Origin of the sequence: Thalassovita aquimarina, from assembly GCF_018219815.1 — a bacterium.
Lineage (GTDB): Bacteria > Pseudomonadota > Alphaproteobacteria > Rhodobacterales > Rhodobacteraceae > Thalassobius > Thalassobius aquimarinus.
Genome location: NZ_JADMKU010000005.1, coordinates 14,788 through 29,864 on the forward strand (window position 1 = coordinate 14,788; position 15,077 = coordinate 29,864).

The following is a 15,077-nucleotide window of genomic DNA, read 5'->3' on the forward strand; positions in this document are numbered from 1 at the left end:
CCGTTGATACAGGATATTGCGGCGCAGCACGCTTGATTACGTAGCGGGCGTCGAGCTAGGAACGGGCATGAATATCTACCTGCCCATCGCCGAAGTTTCGGTCAATGCCTTCCTGCTTTTGGGGCTGGGCGGCATCGTGGGCATCCTGTCGGGCATTTTCGGCGTCGGCGGTGGGTTCCTGATCACGCCGCTGCTGTTTTTCATCGGCATCCCGCCCACCGTGGCGGTGGCGACCTCGGCCAACCAGATCGTGGCCTCGTCGGTGTCCGGCCTGTTGGCGCATCTGAAACGCAAGACCGTCGATCTGAAAATGGGGTACGTGCTGCTGGCCGGGGGGCTGGTGGGGTCGGCGTTCGGGGTGGTGATCTTCAACTATCTCAGATCCCTGGGGCAAGTCGATCTGCTGGTTCGGCTTTGCTATGTCGTGTTCCTGGGCATCATCGGCGGGTTGATGTTCATCGAAAGCCTTCGCGCCATCCAGCGCGCCCGCAAAGCGGGCGGCGTGGTGCCGAAAAAACGCAAGCAGCGCAACTGGGTCCACGCCCTGCCCTTCAAGATGCGGTTCCGCGCCTCGGGGCTTTACATATCGTCGATCCCGCCGCTTCTGGTGGGATTCGCCGTCGGGTTGCTGGCCGCCGTGATGGGGGTGGGCGGCGGCTTCATCATGGTGCCGGCGATGATCTATATCCTAGGCATGCCGACCAAGGTGGTTGTAGGCACCTCGTTGTTCCAGATCATATTCGTCGCAGGGTTCACCACGCTCTTGCACGCGATCACCAACCACACGGTGGACCTGCCGCTGGCGTTGTTCCTGCTGATCGGCGGCGTTGTCGGGGCGCAGGTCGGAACCGGGATCGGGGTGAAGCTGCGGGCCGAAATGCTGCGGGTTCTGCTGGCGCTCCTGGTGTTGGCTGTCTGCGGCAAGATCGCGCTGGAACTCTTGATCGAACCGAACGAGATCTATTCTCTGGCCAAGGTGGAGGACGTGGAATGATCCGTTTCCTGCTCCTCCTTTTCATCTCCGTGATCCCGCTGCAGGCCATTGCGGAAGAAGAAATCGTGCTTGGCCTGTCGCAGAGCGAAGTGGCGATCACCGCGCGTTTCGACGGGTCCGACATGCTGATCTTCGGCGCGATCAAGCGCGAAACGCCGATCCCCGAGGTCCCGCTTGAGGTCATCATCGCCATCGAGGGGCCTTCGGCGCCGATCACGGTGCGGCGCAAGGACCGCCGCTTCGGCATCTGGGTCAATACCGCCGAACTGCAGGTCGAAAGCGCCCCGGCCTTTTATGCTGTCGCCTCCAGCGGGCCGCTGGACCAGGTGCTGGACCGGATCGAAAACGAACGCTACGACATCACCGTGGACCGTGCCATCCAAACGGTCAGCCGCACGGTGGAATTCGGCAACACTCAGGACTTTACCAAGGCACTGATCCGTATCCAGAAGGAAAACGGCAGTTACCAGCAATTGGAAAACGCGGTGGCCGTCGACCAGCAGACGCTGTTCCGGACCTCGATCGCGCTGCCGTCGAACCTGACCGAAGGCGATTACAGGGCACGGATTTTCCTGACCCGCAGCGGCAGCGTGGTTTCGCATTTCGAAACCGTCATCGATGTGCACAAGGTGGGCCTGGAACGGTTCCTCTACAATCTGGCGCATGAACAAGCACCGGTTTACGGGCTGCTGTCGATCATCATCGCGGTGCTGGCGGGCTGGGGCGCCTCGACGGCGTTTCGGCTGATCCGCAACGGGTAGCTCAAACCGGGTCTTGGCCTGCCTGTCGCAGACTGCTCAGCCGCGCCCGATAAAGGGCATCTTGGTCGCCATGAGCGTCATGAACTGCACGTTCGCCTCGGGCCCCAGTTCGGTCATCTGAAGCACCGCCTTGGAGACATCCTCGACCGCCATCGTCGGAGGCGGGTTGTCCGGGTTCTTGGCGATGATGCCTTCCAGCAACTCGGTCCGCGCATTGCCGATATCGCTCTGGCCGCAGGCGATGTCGTAGGCGCGCCCGTCCAAGGACAGCGTCTTGGTCAGCCCGGTGATCGCGTGCTTGGTCGTGGTATAGGTGACCGATCCTTCGCGCGGCACATGGGCGCTGATCGACCCGTTGTTGATGATCCGCCCGCCCTGGGGATTTTGCGCCCGCATCCGGGCGAAAGCCGCGCGGGCGCACAGGAACATCCCGTCGAGGTTCACCGACCGCACCTGCCGCCATTCCTCGACGCTGATTTCGTCGATCGGCGCGGCGGACCCGAACATGCCCGCATTGTTGAACAGCACGTCCAGACGCCCGGCCTGATCGACGAAACTGTCGAAGGCGGCCTCGACGCTGTCGGGGTCGGTCACGTCGCAGGGCAGGATGACGGCATTTTCATTGCCACCCGCTACCTATTCCAACGCCCCGCGCCGCCGCGCCAGCAACCCGACGCGCCAGCCCCGATCCAGAAACAGCCGTGCGCAGGCGGCGCCGATCCCGGCGCTGGCGCCGGTGATGACGATGGTTTTCATGCCTCTCCCTCCTCCAGTTGCAGGGCCAGCGGCGCCGGGGCCACTTTCAGGTCATCGACCCTGAGCGGCCCGCTGGGCTTCGACAGCCGCGCCCGCACCACCCAGTGCAGCCGTTCCTCGGCCCGGGTGATGGCAACATAGGCCAGACGTTTCCACAAGGGCTGCCCGGCCTCGACCCGACCCATCCGCGATGCGGCGTAAAGATCGGGGGCGAATACCTGCACGTCGCGCCATTGCGACCCCTGCGCCTTGTGGATCGTCACCGCGGCGCCATGCAGGAACACCGCGCCCATGCGGGCGGCGAAGGGGATGAAGGGTTCTTCCTCGTCCGGTTTTTCGATCTTCACGATCGAGGCGGCGGAAACCTGCGGGTCCTCGGCCCCCATCACGTGCAACCGGGAAAATCCCGATTTGCGCCCCCGGCCCAGATAGATGACCTGCGCCCCCTTGATCAGGCCGCGCGCTTCCAGGTCGAGCCGTTTCTTGCGGTGCTTCAGCGGCAATTCGATACCGTCGCAGATCAGCGGTTCGCCCACCAGCAATTCGTCCTCGGGCGCCTCATAGACGTTCCGGAACGCGTTGATCAGCCGGATGCGCGTGGCGTTGCGCCAGACCAGAACCGGGGAACGGGCCATCAGGTCGACCTCCACCCGCTGCGCCCAGACGACGCGTTCGTCCTTGCGCGCGGTCTGTTCGACCAGCCGTTCGAAATCCTCGAACCCGACCTCGGGGTCGGCCAGCGCATGGGCAAGATCGAGGATCGGGTTGTCGGCCTCCTGCCGGTGAATGCGGTGCAGGTTCAACACCGCCGGTTCCGGCATCGTGTCGAACACCATCTTGCCCGATTGCCCGACCGGGGCCAGCTGCGCCGGGTCGCCGAACAGGATCAGGGTGGGGAAGATTTCCTTCAGGTCCGCGAACTGCTTGTCATCAAGCATCGAGGATTCATCGACAAACCCGATATCGAGCGGATCGTCGCGCCGTTTCCAGCCGGTGATGAAATCGCTGCCCCGCAACCCCGCCGTCGCCAAAGCGCCGGGGATCGATTTGTGCAGCTGGTAAAAGCCGGAAGCGCGCTCCAGCGCCTCGTCGGTCAGCCCCTCGATTTCGGGTTTTTCGCCGTTGCCCGCCAGCCATTCGGCGATCTTTTCGTATTCCGGGTCGTAGACAGGCGTGTAGAGGATGCGGTGGATGGTGGTGGCGGGCACGCGGCGGTTCCGCAAAACGCTCGCCGCCTTGTTGGTCGGCGCCAGGATCGCCAACGTGCGCCGGTCCTTGCGCTTGCGGCCTTCGTAGTCGCCCGACACCACGTCGACGCCCGCCGCTTCCAATGCCTTGTAAAGCTCCGCCAGCAGCAACGTCTTGCCCGATCCGGCCTTGCCGGTGACGGCCAGAACCCGTGTCTTGCCCTCCTGCGGCGGTGTCAGGGTTCCGTCTTGCAGATCGACACCAACCGAACGCAGCGCCTCGGCGATACGGTCATAGGCTTCGGCCTGATCATGGGAAAATTGCAGCGCTGGAACAGTCATGGCGTGACCCTATATCGGGGCCACGCAAAGGGCTAGGCATGAAAGGCGAAACCGCGGCGCCCAAGACGCCGCGGTTCGATGCTTTCGGTCTGAAAAGACGGGATTACTTCTTGCCCGCTTCCAGCACGTCCTCGAAGGTGCGCAACCCGGTTTTCGGGGCCTGAACCAGCACCGCCATGTTGCCGGGCTTGTGTTCGTTGCGCAGCATCTTCAGGTGCGCATCGGGGATTTCCGCCCACGGGAAAACCTCGGACATGCAGGGATCGATCCGGCGTTCGATCATCAGCTTGTTCGCCGCCGACGCCTGCTTGAGATGCGCGAAATGCGATCCCTGCAGACGCTTCTGATGCATCCACATATAACGGACGTCAAAGGTACAGTTGAACCCCGAGGTACCGGCGCAGATCACGACCATGCCGCCTTTTTTCACCACCAGGGTCGATACCGGGAACGTCGCTTCGCCGGGATGTTCGAACACCATGTCGACGCTCACGCCCTTGCCCAGGATATCCCAGATCGCCTTGCCGAATTTGCGCGCCTCTTTCAGCCATGCATTGTATTCGGGTGTGTTCACCGTGGGCAGCTGCCCCCAGCAATCGAAATCCTTGCGGTTGATCACGCCCTTGGCGCCCAGGGACATCACGAAATCGCGCTTGTCCTCGTCCGAGATCACCCCGATCGCGTTGGCGCCGGCGGCATTGGCCAGTTGGATCGCGAAGGATCCCAGCCCACCCGAGGCCCCCCAGACCAGAACGTTCTGGCCCGGCTTCAGTTCGTGCGGGTGATGGCCGAACAGCATCCGGTAGGCGGTGGCCAGCGTCAGCGTGTAACAGGCGCTTTCTTCCCAGGTCAGGTGCTTGGGACGGCGCATCAGCTGCTGTGCCTGTACCCGGGTGAACTGCGAAAACGACCCATCATAGGTTTCATAGCCCCAGATCCGCTGGGTCGGCGAAAACATCGGGTCGCCGCCGTTGCATTCCTCGTCGTCGCCGTCGTCCTGGTTGCAGTGGATCACGACTTCGTCGCCCACTTTCCAGGTCTTCACCTTGTCGCCAACGGCCCAGACGATGCCGGACGCGTCGGACCCTGCGACGTGATAGGGATGCTTGTGCGAATCGAAGGGCGAAATCGGAACGCCGAGCCCGGCCCAGACGCCGTTGTAGTTCACGCCCGCCGCCATCACGAGGACCAGCACTTCGTGGCTGTCGATTTTCCAGGTATCGACGACCTCGACCTGGAAAGATTTGTCCGGTTCGCCGTGACGGTCCTGACGGATCGCCCAAGCGTACATTTTTTTCGGCACATAGCCCAGCGGGGGCATTTCACCGATCTCGTAAAGGTCCTTTTCAGGCGCGTCGTAGGGGGCGATCCCCGTTTCGGTATCCAGAGCCATCCTTGCCTCCATTTATAGGTCATGCCGCGATGCAGAATCGCGCTATCTGCCCTGAGAGATAAAGATGGCCGCGCAACAATGCAATCCACATTAGGATGATTTTGTAATTTTATGACCTCGCAGGCGCAGAAAAATCCGAGCTCTCTGTGCTGCAGGAGCGAAAAAGATGCTCTACCGAAGCCGCATAGTAGCGCAAATGCGGCATTTCCCGCTCTGCCGGGATGATCGTTTCGCCTTCCATCCGGATCAGATTGCGCTGTTGCAGCAGCGTCAGGGCTTGCTCCACCGCCAGCCCAGCATTGTCGCGGGACCAGTAAACCGTTGCACGATCGATCCCCGCCACCAGTTTCTTCATCCGCAGTTCCAGCGCCACCCGGTCCATTGCGCCTTCGCTCAGCAGAAGATGCGCGATGACCGGCACCGGCAGCACCGGTATTTCCGCCGCGATCCGGCGCATCATTTCGTCTGCCAGCGCCTGAACATCGCCGTCGAACCCGGAAAGCGACAACGGCTGCCCGAAACTCACACCGGCGTATCCATAGCGCCGCCTGCGCCCCGCCTGCCCCATCCGGATCACTTTCAGCACCCCGGCCAGAACCGACCGCAGCGGCACCCGAAACCGGCGCTCTGATTTCCGGGCGGCGGCAAGCAACGTGGTATCTTCCAGAACGTGATCGTAATTCAGCGCCACCGGCAAAAAAATCACATCGCGGCCATCGGGGTCGTGCGCTTCCACGATATACTTCAGAATACCCAGTTTAGGTGCCGACAAGCGACCGGTCTGGCTTAGCCCGCCTTCGGGGAAAACCGCCTGCGTGACCCCTGCGCGGGTCGCCAGGTAGATGTATTTCGCCAGTATTTCACGATAGAGAGGATTGCCATCCCGACGCCGGATGAAATAGGCGCCCAAGGCGCGGATCAGCCGACTAAGCGGCCAGACACGCGCCCATTCGCCCACTGCGTAGCTCAGCGCACCGCGCGGCGCGGCCAGATAGGTCAGCAGAACATAATCCATATTGCTGCGATGGTTCATCACCAGAACCACCGTCGCTTCGGTGTCGAGCTTTTCGATCCGTTCGCCGTCCAGGTTGATCACCCGGATGGAATAGAAACTCCGGGACAGCCAACGCGCCAACCGCGCGGCAAAACTGAAGTAGGTCCAGACGCTGAACGCCGGCACGATTTCACGCGCATAGCGCCGGGCATGTTCGAATGCGACGTTTTCCGGGATGCCTTCGCTAGCGGCGTGATCGGTGATCGCCCGACCGATATCGGGATCGTAGATCAGGCGCTGGATCATGTCATAGCGCCGGGCCAGCTTGAACGGTTCGATCGGCCGGGTAAGCCGCGTGTTCAGCCGCGCCACCAGCCGTTCCATCCGCTTTCGGAAGAACCAGCGCACCGACGGGAACAGGAAATGCGACGCGAAGGTAACCGCGGCAAATGCAATCAGCAGCACAAGAGCCCAAAGCGGCATTTCAACTGTGGTGGTCATGCCGCCAGCATGGCCCGGTTTTCCGGTGCGGTAAATCGCGAGGCGCAATAATTCGGAAATGCCGCACTGCGGCGAATTGACAGCGCCATAAAATTCCAAGTATCAACGGCCGAACGAAAGATTATTGCCCACCCTGATTCACGAGGTTGCCATGACCGAGACGCACAAAGACCGCCCGTGGCTGTTCCGCACCTATGCGGGCCATTCGACCGCCAAAGCCTCGAACGCGCTTTACCGTTCGAACCTGTCCAAGGGGCAGACCGGTCTTTCGGTGGCCTTCGACCTGCCGACCCAGACCGGCTATGACAGCGATCATGTTCTGGCCAAGGGCGAAGTCGGCAAGGTCGGTGTGCCGGTCTGCCACCTGGGCGACATGCGGGCGCTGTTCGACGAAATCCCGCTGGAACAGATGAACACCTCGATGACGATCAACGCCACGGCGCCTTGGCTGCTGTCGCTTTACATCGCGGTGGCCGAGGAACAGGGCGCGGATGTCAGCAAACTACAGGGCACGGTGCAGAACGACCTGATCAAGGAATACCTGTCGCGCGGCACCTATATCTGTCCGCCGAAACCGTCGCTGAAGATGATCGCGGACGTGGCCGAATATTGCTATTCGAACGTGCCGAAATGGAACCCGATGAACGTCTGTTCCTACCACCTGCAGGAAGCGGGCGCGACGCCGGAACAGGAACTGGCCTTCGCGCTGGCCACCGCGCAGGCGGTGCTGGACGAATTGCGCCCGCGCGTTCCGGCCGAGGATTTCCCGGCCATGGTCGGCCGCATCAGTTTCTTCGTGAACGCGGGCATCCGTTTCGTCACCGAGATGTGCAAGATGCGCGCCTTCGTCGACCTGTGGGACGAGATCTGTGAAAAACGCTATGGCGTCGACAACCCGAAATTCCGCCGCTTCCGCTATGGGGTGCAGGTCAACTCTCTGGGCCTGACCGAACAGCAGCCGGAAAACAACGTCTACCGCATCCTGATCGAAATGCTGGCGGTGACGCTGTCGAAGAAGGCCCGCGCCCGCGCCGTGCAACTGCCCGCGTGGAACGAGGCCTTGGGCCTGCCGCGCCCGTGGGATCAGCAATGGTCGCTCAGGATGCAGCAGATCATGGCCTATGAAACCGACCTGCTGGAATACGAGGACCTGTTCGACGGCAACCCGGCGGTCGACGCCAAGGTCGAGGCGCTGAAGGACGGCGCGCGGCACGAATTGGCCAATCTCGACGGCATGGGCGGGGCGGTGGCCTCGATCGAATACATGAAGGGGCGGCTGGTCGAATCCAACGCCGAGCGGCTGAACCGGATCGAGAAGAACGACACCATCGTGGTCGGCGTGAACAAGTGGACAGAGGGCGAAGCATCGCCGCTGATGACCGGCGACGGCGGCATCATGACCGTCGATCCGGCGGTCGAGGCCGAACAGATCGAACGTCTGAACGGCTGGAAGTCCGAACGCGATCAGGCGGCGGTCGACAAGGCGCTGGCCGATCTGCGCGCCGCGGCGACCGCAGGCGACAACATCATGCCCGCATCGATCGAAGCGGCCAGGGCCGGGGTGACGACCGGTGAATGGGCGGCGCAAATGCGCGCGGTTTACGGCGAATATCGCGGTCCGACCGGCGTGTCGAAATCGGTCAGCAACAAGACCGAGGGCCTGGAAGATATCCGCGAAGCGATCGATGCGGTCAGCGACAAGCTGGGCCGGCGGCTGAAATTCCTGGTCGGCAAGCCGGGTCTCGACGGCCACTCCAACGGCGCCGAACAGATCGCCTTCCGCGCTCGCGACTGCGGCATGGACATCGATTACGAAGGCATCCGGCTGACGCCCGAGGAACTGGTCAAGGCGGCGCAGGAAAGCCGGGCGCATGTGGTCGGCTTGTCGATCCTGTCGGGATCGCACATGCCGCTGGTCGAGGACCTGATGGATCGGATGCGCGCCGCCGGTCTGGGTCATGTGCCCGTCATCGTCGGCGGTATCATTCCCGACAACGATGCGGTGCGGTTGCGGGAAATGGGCGTTGCCAAGGTCTACACGCCGAAGGATTTCGAACTGAACGCGATCATGAAGGACATCGTGACGCTGGTCGACCCGAAGGCCGTGGCGGCGGAATAATCCACGGCTTGCCGCACCGTTCGGCGGTGCGGCAAGCCCTGCGATCAGCCACGATGCCGGGCGCCGCTAGGCCTCGACCAGGTCATAGTGCCGGATCGTTCTGGATTCCACGAGGTCGGCCTCGGCAGGGTCGACATGCGGGTTTGCGTAATCGTCGCCCACGAACGCCTTCAGCGCGTCCAGACTTTCCCAAATCATCACGAAACTGAATTCCCTGGGGCTTTCGGGGCGCGGCGCGCCAGGCAGAACGCTGACGATCCCCTTGGTGCTTTTCATCAATGGTATGGCCGTTTCGTTGAAGAACTTGCCGAATTCCTCTTCCTTGCCGGGTCGGGTGACGACCTGAAAAATGCGCATAATCATCTGCGATCCCTCCGGTGAATGCCGTTGATATGGGGAAAGATAACACAGATCGCGCCGCCCCCGGTCCCGGCACCGTTCCGACCGGCCCGAAGAGATCGCATGACCGCCCCCTGCGGCGCTTGCCCGACTCACCCGTCCGGGCCTACCCTGTTGACCTGAAAAGGAGGGGAGATCATGAACCACCTTGCCATGAAAGCCCGCGTCACCGGAAATGTACAGGGCGTCGCCTTCCGCGCCTGGACGCAATCACGCGCCAAGACCCTGGGCCTGTCCGGATGGGTTCGCAACAACAACGATGACGGATCTGTCAGTGCCCTGTTCGACGGCGACGAAAACGCCGTGCACCGCATGATCGATGACTTGTGGGACGGGCCCGGTGCGGCCTCGGTCATCGATGTCCAGACCGAAGCGACCCGGCACGATGATACGCTTTCGGGCTTTCACATCCGGCCTTGATATCTGACCGTGGCGGGCCGCCCCGCCACGGAACGTTCATTTCGCCGCCGCCGCCAGCTTGTCGAGCATTTCCAATGCCGCATCCCCCGTCTTCGACAGCAGGTCGGAGGCCGCCAGAGATGCCTTTGCCGCCGCATCGATCACGCCTTGCGCATCGGCGGCCCCATCGGGGCTGCACAGCGCATTCGCGTAGGAGGCTTCGGTCAGGATCTGAACCCGCCGCATATGATCGGCAGCATCCTGCAGCGCGATGGACGCCGTCTGTGCGATCGCCAGCGCCAGCCCGGCGCCGGCGAGTTTGTCCGGGTCGTCCGCAACCAGTTGCCGCAATTCCTCGGCCGCCCGCAGCGCCTGAGAATTCAGAATCGTATTGTCGTCGGGCGACGCCCCCTCAGTCGATGTCGGATCGCTCATTTCATTGCCCTTTTGCATCCGTAACGACAACCGCGAGAAACGCCTCCGCCAGGGTTTGTCCCGCCTGCTGCCGCGCAACCGCATTTTCAAACCCCAGCCCCATGGCATGCGCCCAGACCTGCTGCTGCGCGCCCAGCGCCGTTGCCGGCGCGGTTCCCAGGGCCATCAGGGCGGATTGCGTCACCGCGTCGGTGATCTTGCCGTTCACATTGGTTGGCCATGCCATCAGGACGGTCTTCCTTCCATCAGGTGTTTGACTGCACTGGACACAACCGCCTGCAGCAATGTCGCCCCGGCCTGCTGACTGGCGACCGCGTTTTCCATCAGGATGCCCGAAGAATGTGCGGCCGACTGGTACATAGACCCCATGGCCATCGACGGCGCTTCGGACAGGATCTTGACGTTGGACTGCGTCACGGCGTCGGTAATCTGATCGTTCACGGAGGTTGGAAATGCCATTACTTCTTACCTTTCATCGAATCTTGCTCCGAATTCGTTCCCCCAAGCAGGAACGAGACACCCAGGGTCGTCGCCGCCTGAGAAATGATCGCGTTCTGCTGCTGCGTGCTCACCGCATTGGCGAACAGGAGGCCGGTGGAATGGGACAGCGTCTAGTAGATTGACCCCATCGCCATCGCCGGCGCATCCGCCAGCACTTTGACATCCGAGTACTTACCGGCATCGGGAGCCTGTGACGGAGCGTCGGTTTCTTTTCTTGTTTCCGCATCGGCCTTGTCGGGCATGAATAATTCCCCCGTCGAAATGTAAATTCAGGAACCGGAAAGTATGGACTGACACAATTGAGACAGCTTCTCCTGCTGCGCCATTTGCGCCTGTTGCTGGCGTTCGGTGGCCGCCAGCATCATTTCTGAAATGTCGCGCGCGAAATCCAATTGAGCTTTGATTACTTCGGAAATGTCTGAATGATCTGTTTGCGGCACGCGGGGCCTCCTAGATTGCGCCCTCGACGTCCCCACACTACAACACCAGGGGAAATTGCGTATTGAAATTTCGCCACAATTTGAAATGCCATCCACGGTTTCCTCCACGTCCCTTTTGAGCCTTTGTTGTCATGACCTGACGACTTCCTCATTGTAGTCCGGAAAGAGCGAGGTATCCGAATGAGCTTGAACATACGCCCCCTGAAAGCCGAGGACGAAACGGAATGGCGGCGGCTGTGGTCCGCCTATCTGGTATTTTACGAAAGCAGCCTGCCCGAAGAGGTTCACAAGACCACTTTCGCCCGGCTGGTCGATCCCGAACGGACACAGCAGCAAGCGCTGCTGGCCGAGCTTGATGGCAAAGCCGTCGGTCTGGTTCACTATATCTATCACGCGCACAACTGGCGGGTGGAGGATGTCTGTTACCTGCAGGACCTCTATGCCGATCCGGAGGTTCGCGGCCAGGGCATCGGCCGGGCGCTGATCGAAGCGGTCTACAAAGCCGCGGATGAAAACGGCACCCCCACGGTTTACTGGCTGACACAGGACTTCAACCATAACGCCCGTCAGCTCTATGATCGGATCGGCACCCTCACGCCCTTCATCAAGTACCAGCGCTAGGACACCCCATGACCATTCATATCGGCGCAAAACCCGGAGAGATCGCTGAAACCGTGCTGCTGCCCGGCGATCCGTATCGAGCCAAATGGGCGGCGGAAACCTTTCTCGACGACCCCAGGCTGGTGAACGAAGTGCGCGGGATGCTGGGATACACCGGCAGCTACAAGGGTAACCCGGTGACCATCCACGGGTCGGGCATGGGGATGCCGTCACTGTCGATCTACGCCAATGAACTGATCCGCGATTACGGCGCGAAAACCCTTATCCGTATCGGGTCCTGCGGCGGCATGCAGGACAAGGTGAAACTGCGCGACGTGATCCTGGCGATGACCGCCTCGTCGATCTCGACGCCATCGACCGGCATTTTCAGGGAACTGAACTTCGCCCCTTCGGCCGACTGGTCGCTGCTGAAGGCCGCCGCCGGCGCGGCCGAGGCCAAGGGCGTCGCTACGCATGTCGGCGGCATCTATTCGGCCGATGTCTTCTACGATGAACGGCCCGACCTGAACGAACAGATGATCCGCCATGGCATCCTTGGCGTCGAGATGGAAGCCGCCGAGCTTTACAATCTCGCCCTGCGTTACGGGGTGCGGGCGCTGGCCGTGCTGACCGTGTCCGACCACCTGATCAGCCACGAAGCCTTGCCTTCGGAAGATCGCGAGAAATCTTTCGGCGACATGGTGGAAATCGCGCTAGAGGCGGCTTTCGCGTAACGCCGCCGCCAGCCGCGCCAGCGGGGTCCGCACCGGCTGGCGCAGCTGCATGATCAGCGCCTTTCCGGTGGCGACCGGTTGATCGAAGGGCGCCACCAGCCTGCCCTCGCGCAGATCGCGCTCGATCAGGCAGCGGTGCCCCATCAACACGCCCGCCCCGTTGACCGCTTCCTGCACCGCCAGCGCGTAAAGCGAAAACACCGGCCCGCGCAGGGTCGGGGCCTCTGCCCCGGCAGCCTGCTGCAACCAAAGTGGCCAGTCCCCCGCCCAGGCGCTGTCGGACAGGCAATTCAGCCTGGCCAGATCGGCAACTTCGGCCAGACAGCCCGCCAGGGCGGGCGCGCAGACCGGCAGGATCACGTCATCGGCAATCTGCTCGCCCTCCGCCGGGTCGCCGAAGAACAGCGTCATGTCGAAGGGGTCGCGCTCCAGGTTGGGCGGCTGCTCCATCGCCGTGACCGATATTTCCAGATCCGGCAGCGCCCGCCGCAGCCCCGGCAGGCGCGGCGACAGCCACAGTTGCGCCACTGCCGGCAAGGCCGCGATATGCAACCGGTTGGGGCTGGCCACCGCGCGCAACTCCTGCACCATGGCAGCGACCTGATCGAAGGCGCGGGTCGCCAACGGCAGCACCTGCCGGCCCATGTCGTTCAGCACCACCCCCTGCGCCTGCCGGTCAAACAGGGCGACCCCCGCCCAGTCCTCCAGCGCCTTGACCTGCTGCGCCACCGCGCCGGGGGTGACGCACAATTCGTCGGCGGCGCGGGAAAATCCGCCAAGCCTTGCTGCGGCTTCAAAGGCGCGCAGGGCGTTCAGGGGCGGCCCCGAGGGGCGTGGAGGATGGACGGACATGGCGAAGACCTAGTTTTTCTAGGCCAAGAATATATGAAAACTGATTTGCGCAAAGTCCCCCGCCGCGATTTTCTGAGCGAAACGCCACTCAGGAATCGAACCAATGCCCCATCTCACGAAACGCAACTGGGTCCCGCCGCAGGCTGAAACCCTTGTACAGCGCATCGCCAACGACACCGCGGTCAGGGCAAGCGCCGGTCTGGCCGCCCGTCTGGAAACCCTTGCCGAAACCAACCGGCAAATCCACGAACGCGACTGCTTCAACCTCAACCCCGCGACCAACGTGATGAATCCGCGCGCCGAGGCCTTGCTGGCCTCGGGGCTAGGCACCCGTCCGTCGCTTGGTTACCCCGGCGACAAGTACGAAATGGGGCTGGAAGCGATCGAGGAAATCGAGGTGATCGCGGCCGAACTTTGCGCGGGAATCTTCGGTGCCAAATATGCCGAAATCCGGGTGCCGTCGGGCGCGATCGCCAACCTTTACGGCTTCATGGCGCTGGCCAAACCGGGCGATGCGATCATCACTCCGCCCGCCAGCATCGGCGGCCATGTCACCCATCACGCGGCGGGCTGCGCCGGGCTTTACGGGTTGCAAAGCCACGCCGCCCCAGTCGATGCCGACGGCTACAGCGTCGATCTTGACGGGCTGGCAGCGCTGACCGAACGGGTCCGGCCCCGGATCATCACCATCGGCGGCAGCCTGAACCTGTTCCCCCATCCGGTCGCCGATATCCGCGCCATCGCCGACAAGGTCGGCGCGCATGTGTTGTTCGACGCGGCGCATCAATGCGGCATCATCGCGGGCCAAGCCTGGCCCAGCCCGCTTGACCAGGGCGCGCACCTGATGACGATGAGCACTTACAAATCGCTCGGCGGCCCGCCTTCCGGGCTGATCGTCAGCAACGATGCGGATATCGCTGAGCGGCTCGACGCCATCGCCTTCCCCGGCATGACCGCCAATTTCGACGCCGCCAAATCCGCCGCTCTGGCGATGACCATGCTGGACTGGCGCGATCACGGCACCGGATATGCCCGGTCGATGATCGACACCGCCCGGGCGCTGGCCCGCGCGCTTGGCGATCAGGGCCTGCCGGTCTTTGCCGCCGACAAGGGCGCAACCACGTCGCATCAATTCGCGCTGGAAGCGGCCGGGTTCGGCGGCGGTCAGGCGGCCTCGAAAAAACTGCGCAAGGCGGGATTCCTGGCCTGCGGCATCGGGTTGCCCATCGCCGAGGTGGACGGCGACCTGAACGGGCTGCGCATCGGCACGCCGGAACTTGTCCGCTGGGGCATGACGCCCGAGCACATGCCGGAACTGGCCAGATTGATCACGACCGCGCTGCATTCGAACGCGCCCGAAAACCTTGCCGCCGAGGTCGCCGCGTGGCGCAAGATTTTCAACCGGCTTCACTACATCCACGACAGCTGATAGGTCCCCTATCCTCTCCGAAACATCCAAGGTGTTCGGAACAGAACCAAGGCTGCCGGCCGACGCGATTTTCCCGGCAACCTTGATCCGGTGATGCCTTGGAAACCGGCCGCAGCGTTGGCGAACATTTGACCGCGCTGTCGGCGGCTTCGTTACGCCACTGCCAGATGCGGTCATCATGTGTCTCGCGCCTCTATTGGAAAATGTCCTCTCCGCTGTCCCCGAAAATTGCGCCGCCGAC

18 protein-coding genes and 1 pseudogene are annotated in these 15,077 nt (G+C 62.6%); 7 read left to right on the plus strand and 12 right to left on the minus strand.

All coding sequences use genetic code 11. The features are described from left to right. Window positions 1–67 precede the first annotated feature (67 nt). Window positions 68–994 (plus strand): sulfite exporter TauE/SafE family protein, encoded by a 927-nt coding sequence (locus IT775_RS07100; protein WP_212700394.1) that lies wholly within the window; start codon window positions 68–70, stop codon window positions 992–994. After that, window positions 991–1,755: a TIGR02186 family protein gene (locus IT775_RS07105; RefSeq protein ID WP_212700395.1), complete on the plus strand. Its 765-nt coding sequence runs from the start codon at window positions 991–993 to the stop codon at window positions 1,753–1,755. The genes IT775_RS07100 and IT775_RS07105 overlap by 4 nt, the downstream gene beginning before the upstream one ends. A gap of 36 nt (window positions 1,756–1,791) precedes the next feature. Here the strand turns inward: IT775_RS07105 and IT775_RS07110 are convergent. The 4 genes and pseudogenes from IT775_RS07110 to IT775_RS07125 all read right to left on the minus strand — a co-directional run bounded on the left by IT775_RS07110 (window position 1,792) and on the right by IT775_RS07125 (window position 6,928). After that, a pseudogene (locus IT775_RS07110) lies at window positions 1,792–2,511 on the minus strand (SDR family oxidoreductase). Then, window positions 2,508–4,040 (minus strand): ATP-dependent DNA helicase, encoded by a 1,533-nt coding sequence (locus tag IT775_RS07115; protein ID WP_212700396.1) that lies wholly within the window; start codon window positions 4,038–4,040, stop codon window positions 2,508–2,510. Before IT775_RS07115 ends, IT775_RS07110 begins: the two are co-directional and overlap by 4 nt. 103 nt (window positions 4,041–4,143) lie before the next feature. Beyond that, window positions 4,144–5,433 carry a crotonyl-CoA carboxylase/reductase gene (ccrA, locus tag IT775_RS07120; RefSeq protein ID WP_212700397.1) on the minus strand — a complete coding sequence of 430 codons (1,290 nt, stop codon included), beginning with the start codon at window positions 5,431–5,433 and terminating at the stop codon, window positions 4,144–4,146. 109 nt (window positions 5,434–5,542) lie between these two features. Then, window positions 5,543–6,928, minus strand: coding sequence for a 1-acyl-sn-glycerol-3-phosphate acyltransferase (locus IT775_RS07125; protein ID WP_212700398.1), 1,386 nt, complete (start codon window positions 6,926–6,928; stop codon window positions 5,543–5,545). A gap of 151 nt (window positions 6,929–7,079) precedes the next feature. Here IT775_RS07125 and IT775_RS07130 point away from each other — a divergent pair, with 151 nt between their 5' ends. Continuing rightward, on the plus strand, window positions 7,080–9,047 hold the full coding sequence (locus IT775_RS07130) for a protein meaA (RefSeq protein WP_212700399.1): 1,968 nt from the start codon (window positions 7,080–7,082) through the stop codon (window positions 9,045–9,047). Between the two features lie 66 nt (window positions 9,048–9,113). On the opposite strand, the gene IT775_RS07135 is transcribed toward IT775_RS07130, so the two are convergent. Further along, complete coding sequence (locus IT775_RS07135) at window positions 9,114–9,410, minus strand: antibiotic biosynthesis monooxygenase family protein (protein WP_212700400.1); 297 nt, start codon at window positions 9,408–9,410, stop codon at window positions 9,114–9,116. Window positions 9,411–9,584: 174 nt separating this feature from the next. Between IT775_RS07135 and IT775_RS07140 the strand changes: the two genes are divergently transcribed. Beyond that, complete coding sequence (locus tag IT775_RS07140; protein ID WP_212700401.1) at window positions 9,585–9,866, plus strand: acylphosphatase; 282 nt, start codon at window positions 9,585–9,587, stop codon at window positions 9,864–9,866. Window positions 9,867–9,902: 36 nt separating this feature from the next. On the opposite strand, the gene IT775_RS07145 is transcribed toward IT775_RS07140, so the two are convergent. Genes IT775_RS07145 through IT775_RS07170 form a run of 6 tightly spaced genes read right to left on the minus strand, consistent with a single transcriptional unit; the run spans window position 9,903 to window position 11,221 of the window. Continuing rightward, window positions 9,903–10,280, minus strand: coding sequence for a hypothetical protein (locus tag IT775_RS07145; protein ID WP_212700402.1), 378 nt, complete (start codon window positions 10,278–10,280; stop codon window positions 9,903–9,905). Between the two features lies 1 nt (window position 10,281). After that, window positions 10,282–10,506 carry a RebB family R body protein gene (locus IT775_RS07150; RefSeq protein WP_212700403.1) on the minus strand — a complete coding sequence of 75 codons (225 nt, stop codon included), beginning with the start codon at window positions 10,504–10,506 and terminating at the stop codon, window positions 10,282–10,284. Then, the gene (locus IT775_RS07155; protein ID WP_212700404.1) at window positions 10,506–10,739 is read right to left on the minus strand and encodes a RebB family R body protein; all 234 of its coding nucleotides are present in this window, start codon (window positions 10,737–10,739) and stop codon (window positions 10,506–10,508) included. The genes IT775_RS07150 and IT775_RS07155 overlap by 1 nt, the downstream gene beginning before the upstream one ends. Then, window positions 10,739–10,888 carry a RebB family R body protein gene (locus IT775_RS21650; protein WP_373050728.1) on the minus strand — a complete coding sequence of 50 codons (150 nt, stop codon included), beginning with the start codon at window positions 10,886–10,888 and terminating at the stop codon, window positions 10,739–10,741. The genes IT775_RS07155 and IT775_RS21650 overlap by 1 nt, the downstream gene beginning before the upstream one ends. A gap of 3 nt (window positions 10,889–10,891) precedes the next feature. After that, window positions 10,892–11,023 (minus strand): RebB family R body protein, encoded by a 132-nt coding sequence (locus IT775_RS07165; RefSeq protein WP_212700406.1) that lies wholly within the window; start codon window positions 11,021–11,023, stop codon window positions 10,892–10,894. Window positions 11,024–11,050: 27 nt separating this feature from the next. Then, window positions 11,051–11,221, minus strand: a complete 171-nt coding sequence (locus IT775_RS07170; RefSeq protein ID WP_212700407.1) for a hypothetical protein — start codon at window positions 11,219–11,221, stop codon at window positions 11,051–11,053. 180 nt (window positions 11,222–11,401) lie between these two features. On the opposite strand from IT775_RS07170, the gene IT775_RS07175 reads away from it, so the two are divergent. After that, window positions 11,402–11,842: a GNAT family N-acetyltransferase gene (locus IT775_RS07175; RefSeq protein ID WP_212700408.1), complete on the plus strand. Its 441-nt coding sequence runs from the start codon at window positions 11,402–11,404 to the stop codon at window positions 11,840–11,842. 8 nt (window positions 11,843–11,850) lie between these two features. Next, the gene (gene deoD, locus IT775_RS07180) at window positions 11,851–12,555 is read left to right on the plus strand and encodes a purine-nucleoside phosphorylase (RefSeq protein ID WP_212700409.1); all 705 of its coding nucleotides are present in this window, start codon (window positions 11,851–11,853) and stop codon (window positions 12,553–12,555) included. Here deoD and IT775_RS07185 read toward each other — a convergent pair. Beyond that, window positions 12,535–13,407, minus strand: a complete 873-nt coding sequence (locus IT775_RS07185) for a LysR family transcriptional regulator (RefSeq protein WP_212700410.1) — start codon at window positions 13,405–13,407, stop codon at window positions 12,535–12,537. The two genes, deoD and IT775_RS07185, sit on opposite strands and share 21 nt — an antisense overlap. A 103-nt stretch (window positions 13,408–13,510) precedes the next feature. Here IT775_RS07185 and IT775_RS07190 point away from each other — a divergent pair, with 103 nt between their 5' ends. Further along, window positions 13,511–14,836 carry a serine hydroxymethyltransferase gene (locus IT775_RS07190; RefSeq protein ID WP_212700411.1) on the plus strand — a complete coding sequence of 442 codons (1,326 nt, stop codon included), beginning with the start codon at window positions 13,511–13,513 and terminating at the stop codon, window positions 14,834–14,836. The last annotated feature ends 241 nt before the right edge of the window (window positions 14,837–15,077 follow it).

What these genes read in the sequence shown, in the direction of transcription:
- IT775_RS07100 (WP_212700394.1), top strand. Translation starts at nt 68, where the DNA reads ATGAATATCTACCTGCCCATCGCCGAAGTTTCGGTCAATGCCTTCCTG.
- IT775_RS07105 (WP_212700395.1), top strand. Translation starts at nt 991, where the DNA reads ATGATCCGTTTCCTGCTCCTCCTTTTCATCTCCGTGATCCCGCTGCAG.
- IT775_RS07115 (WP_212700396.1), bottom strand. Translation starts at nt 4,040, where the DNA reads ATGACTGTTCCAGCGCTGCAATTTTCCCATGATCAGGCCGAAGCCTAT.
- ccrA (WP_212700397.1), bottom strand. Translation starts at nt 5,433, where the DNA reads ATGGCTCTGGATACCGAAACGGGGATCGCCCCCTACGACGCGCCTGAA.
- IT775_RS07125 (WP_212700398.1), bottom strand. Translation starts at nt 6,928, where the DNA reads ATGACCACCACAGTTGAAATGCCGCTTTGGGCTCTTGTGCTGCTGATT.
- IT775_RS07130 (WP_212700399.1), top strand. Translation starts at nt 7,080, where the DNA reads ATGACCGAGACGCACAAAGACCGCCCGTGGCTGTTCCGCACCTATGCG.
- IT775_RS07135 (WP_212700400.1), bottom strand. Translation starts at nt 9,410, where the DNA reads ATGATTATGCGCATTTTTCAGGTCGTCACCCGACCCGGCAAGGAAGAG.
- IT775_RS07140 (WP_212700401.1), top strand. Translation starts at nt 9,585, where the DNA reads ATGAACCACCTTGCCATGAAAGCCCGCGTCACCGGAAATGTACAGGGC.
- IT775_RS07145 (WP_212700402.1), bottom strand. Translation starts at nt 10,280, where the DNA reads ATGAGCGATCCGACATCGACTGAGGGGGCGTCGCCCGACGACAATACG.
- IT775_RS07150 (WP_212700403.1), bottom strand. Translation starts at nt 10,506, where the DNA reads ATGGCATGGCCAACCAATGTGAACGGCAAGATCACCGACGCGGTGACG.
- IT775_RS07155 (WP_212700404.1), bottom strand. Translation starts at nt 10,739, where the DNA reads ATGGCATTTCCAACCTCCGTGAACGATCAGATTACCGACGCCGTGACG.
- IT775_RS07165 (WP_212700406.1), bottom strand. Translation starts at nt 11,023, where the DNA reads ATGCCCGACAAGGCCGATGCGGAAACAAGAAAAGAAACCGACGCTCCG.
- IT775_RS07175 (WP_212700408.1), top strand. Translation starts at nt 11,402, where the DNA reads ATGAGCTTGAACATACGCCCCCTGAAAGCCGAGGACGAAACGGAATGG.
- deoD (WP_212700409.1), top strand. Translation starts at nt 11,851, where the DNA reads ATGACCATTCATATCGGCGCAAAACCCGGAGAGATCGCTGAAACCGTG.
- IT775_RS07185 (WP_212700410.1), bottom strand. Translation starts at nt 13,407, where the DNA reads ATGTCCGTCCATCCTCCACGCCCCTCGGGGCCGCCCCTGAACGCCCTG.
- IT775_RS07190 (WP_212700411.1), top strand. Translation starts at nt 13,511, where the DNA reads ATGCCCCATCTCACGAAACGCAACTGGGTCCCGCCGCAGGCTGAAACC.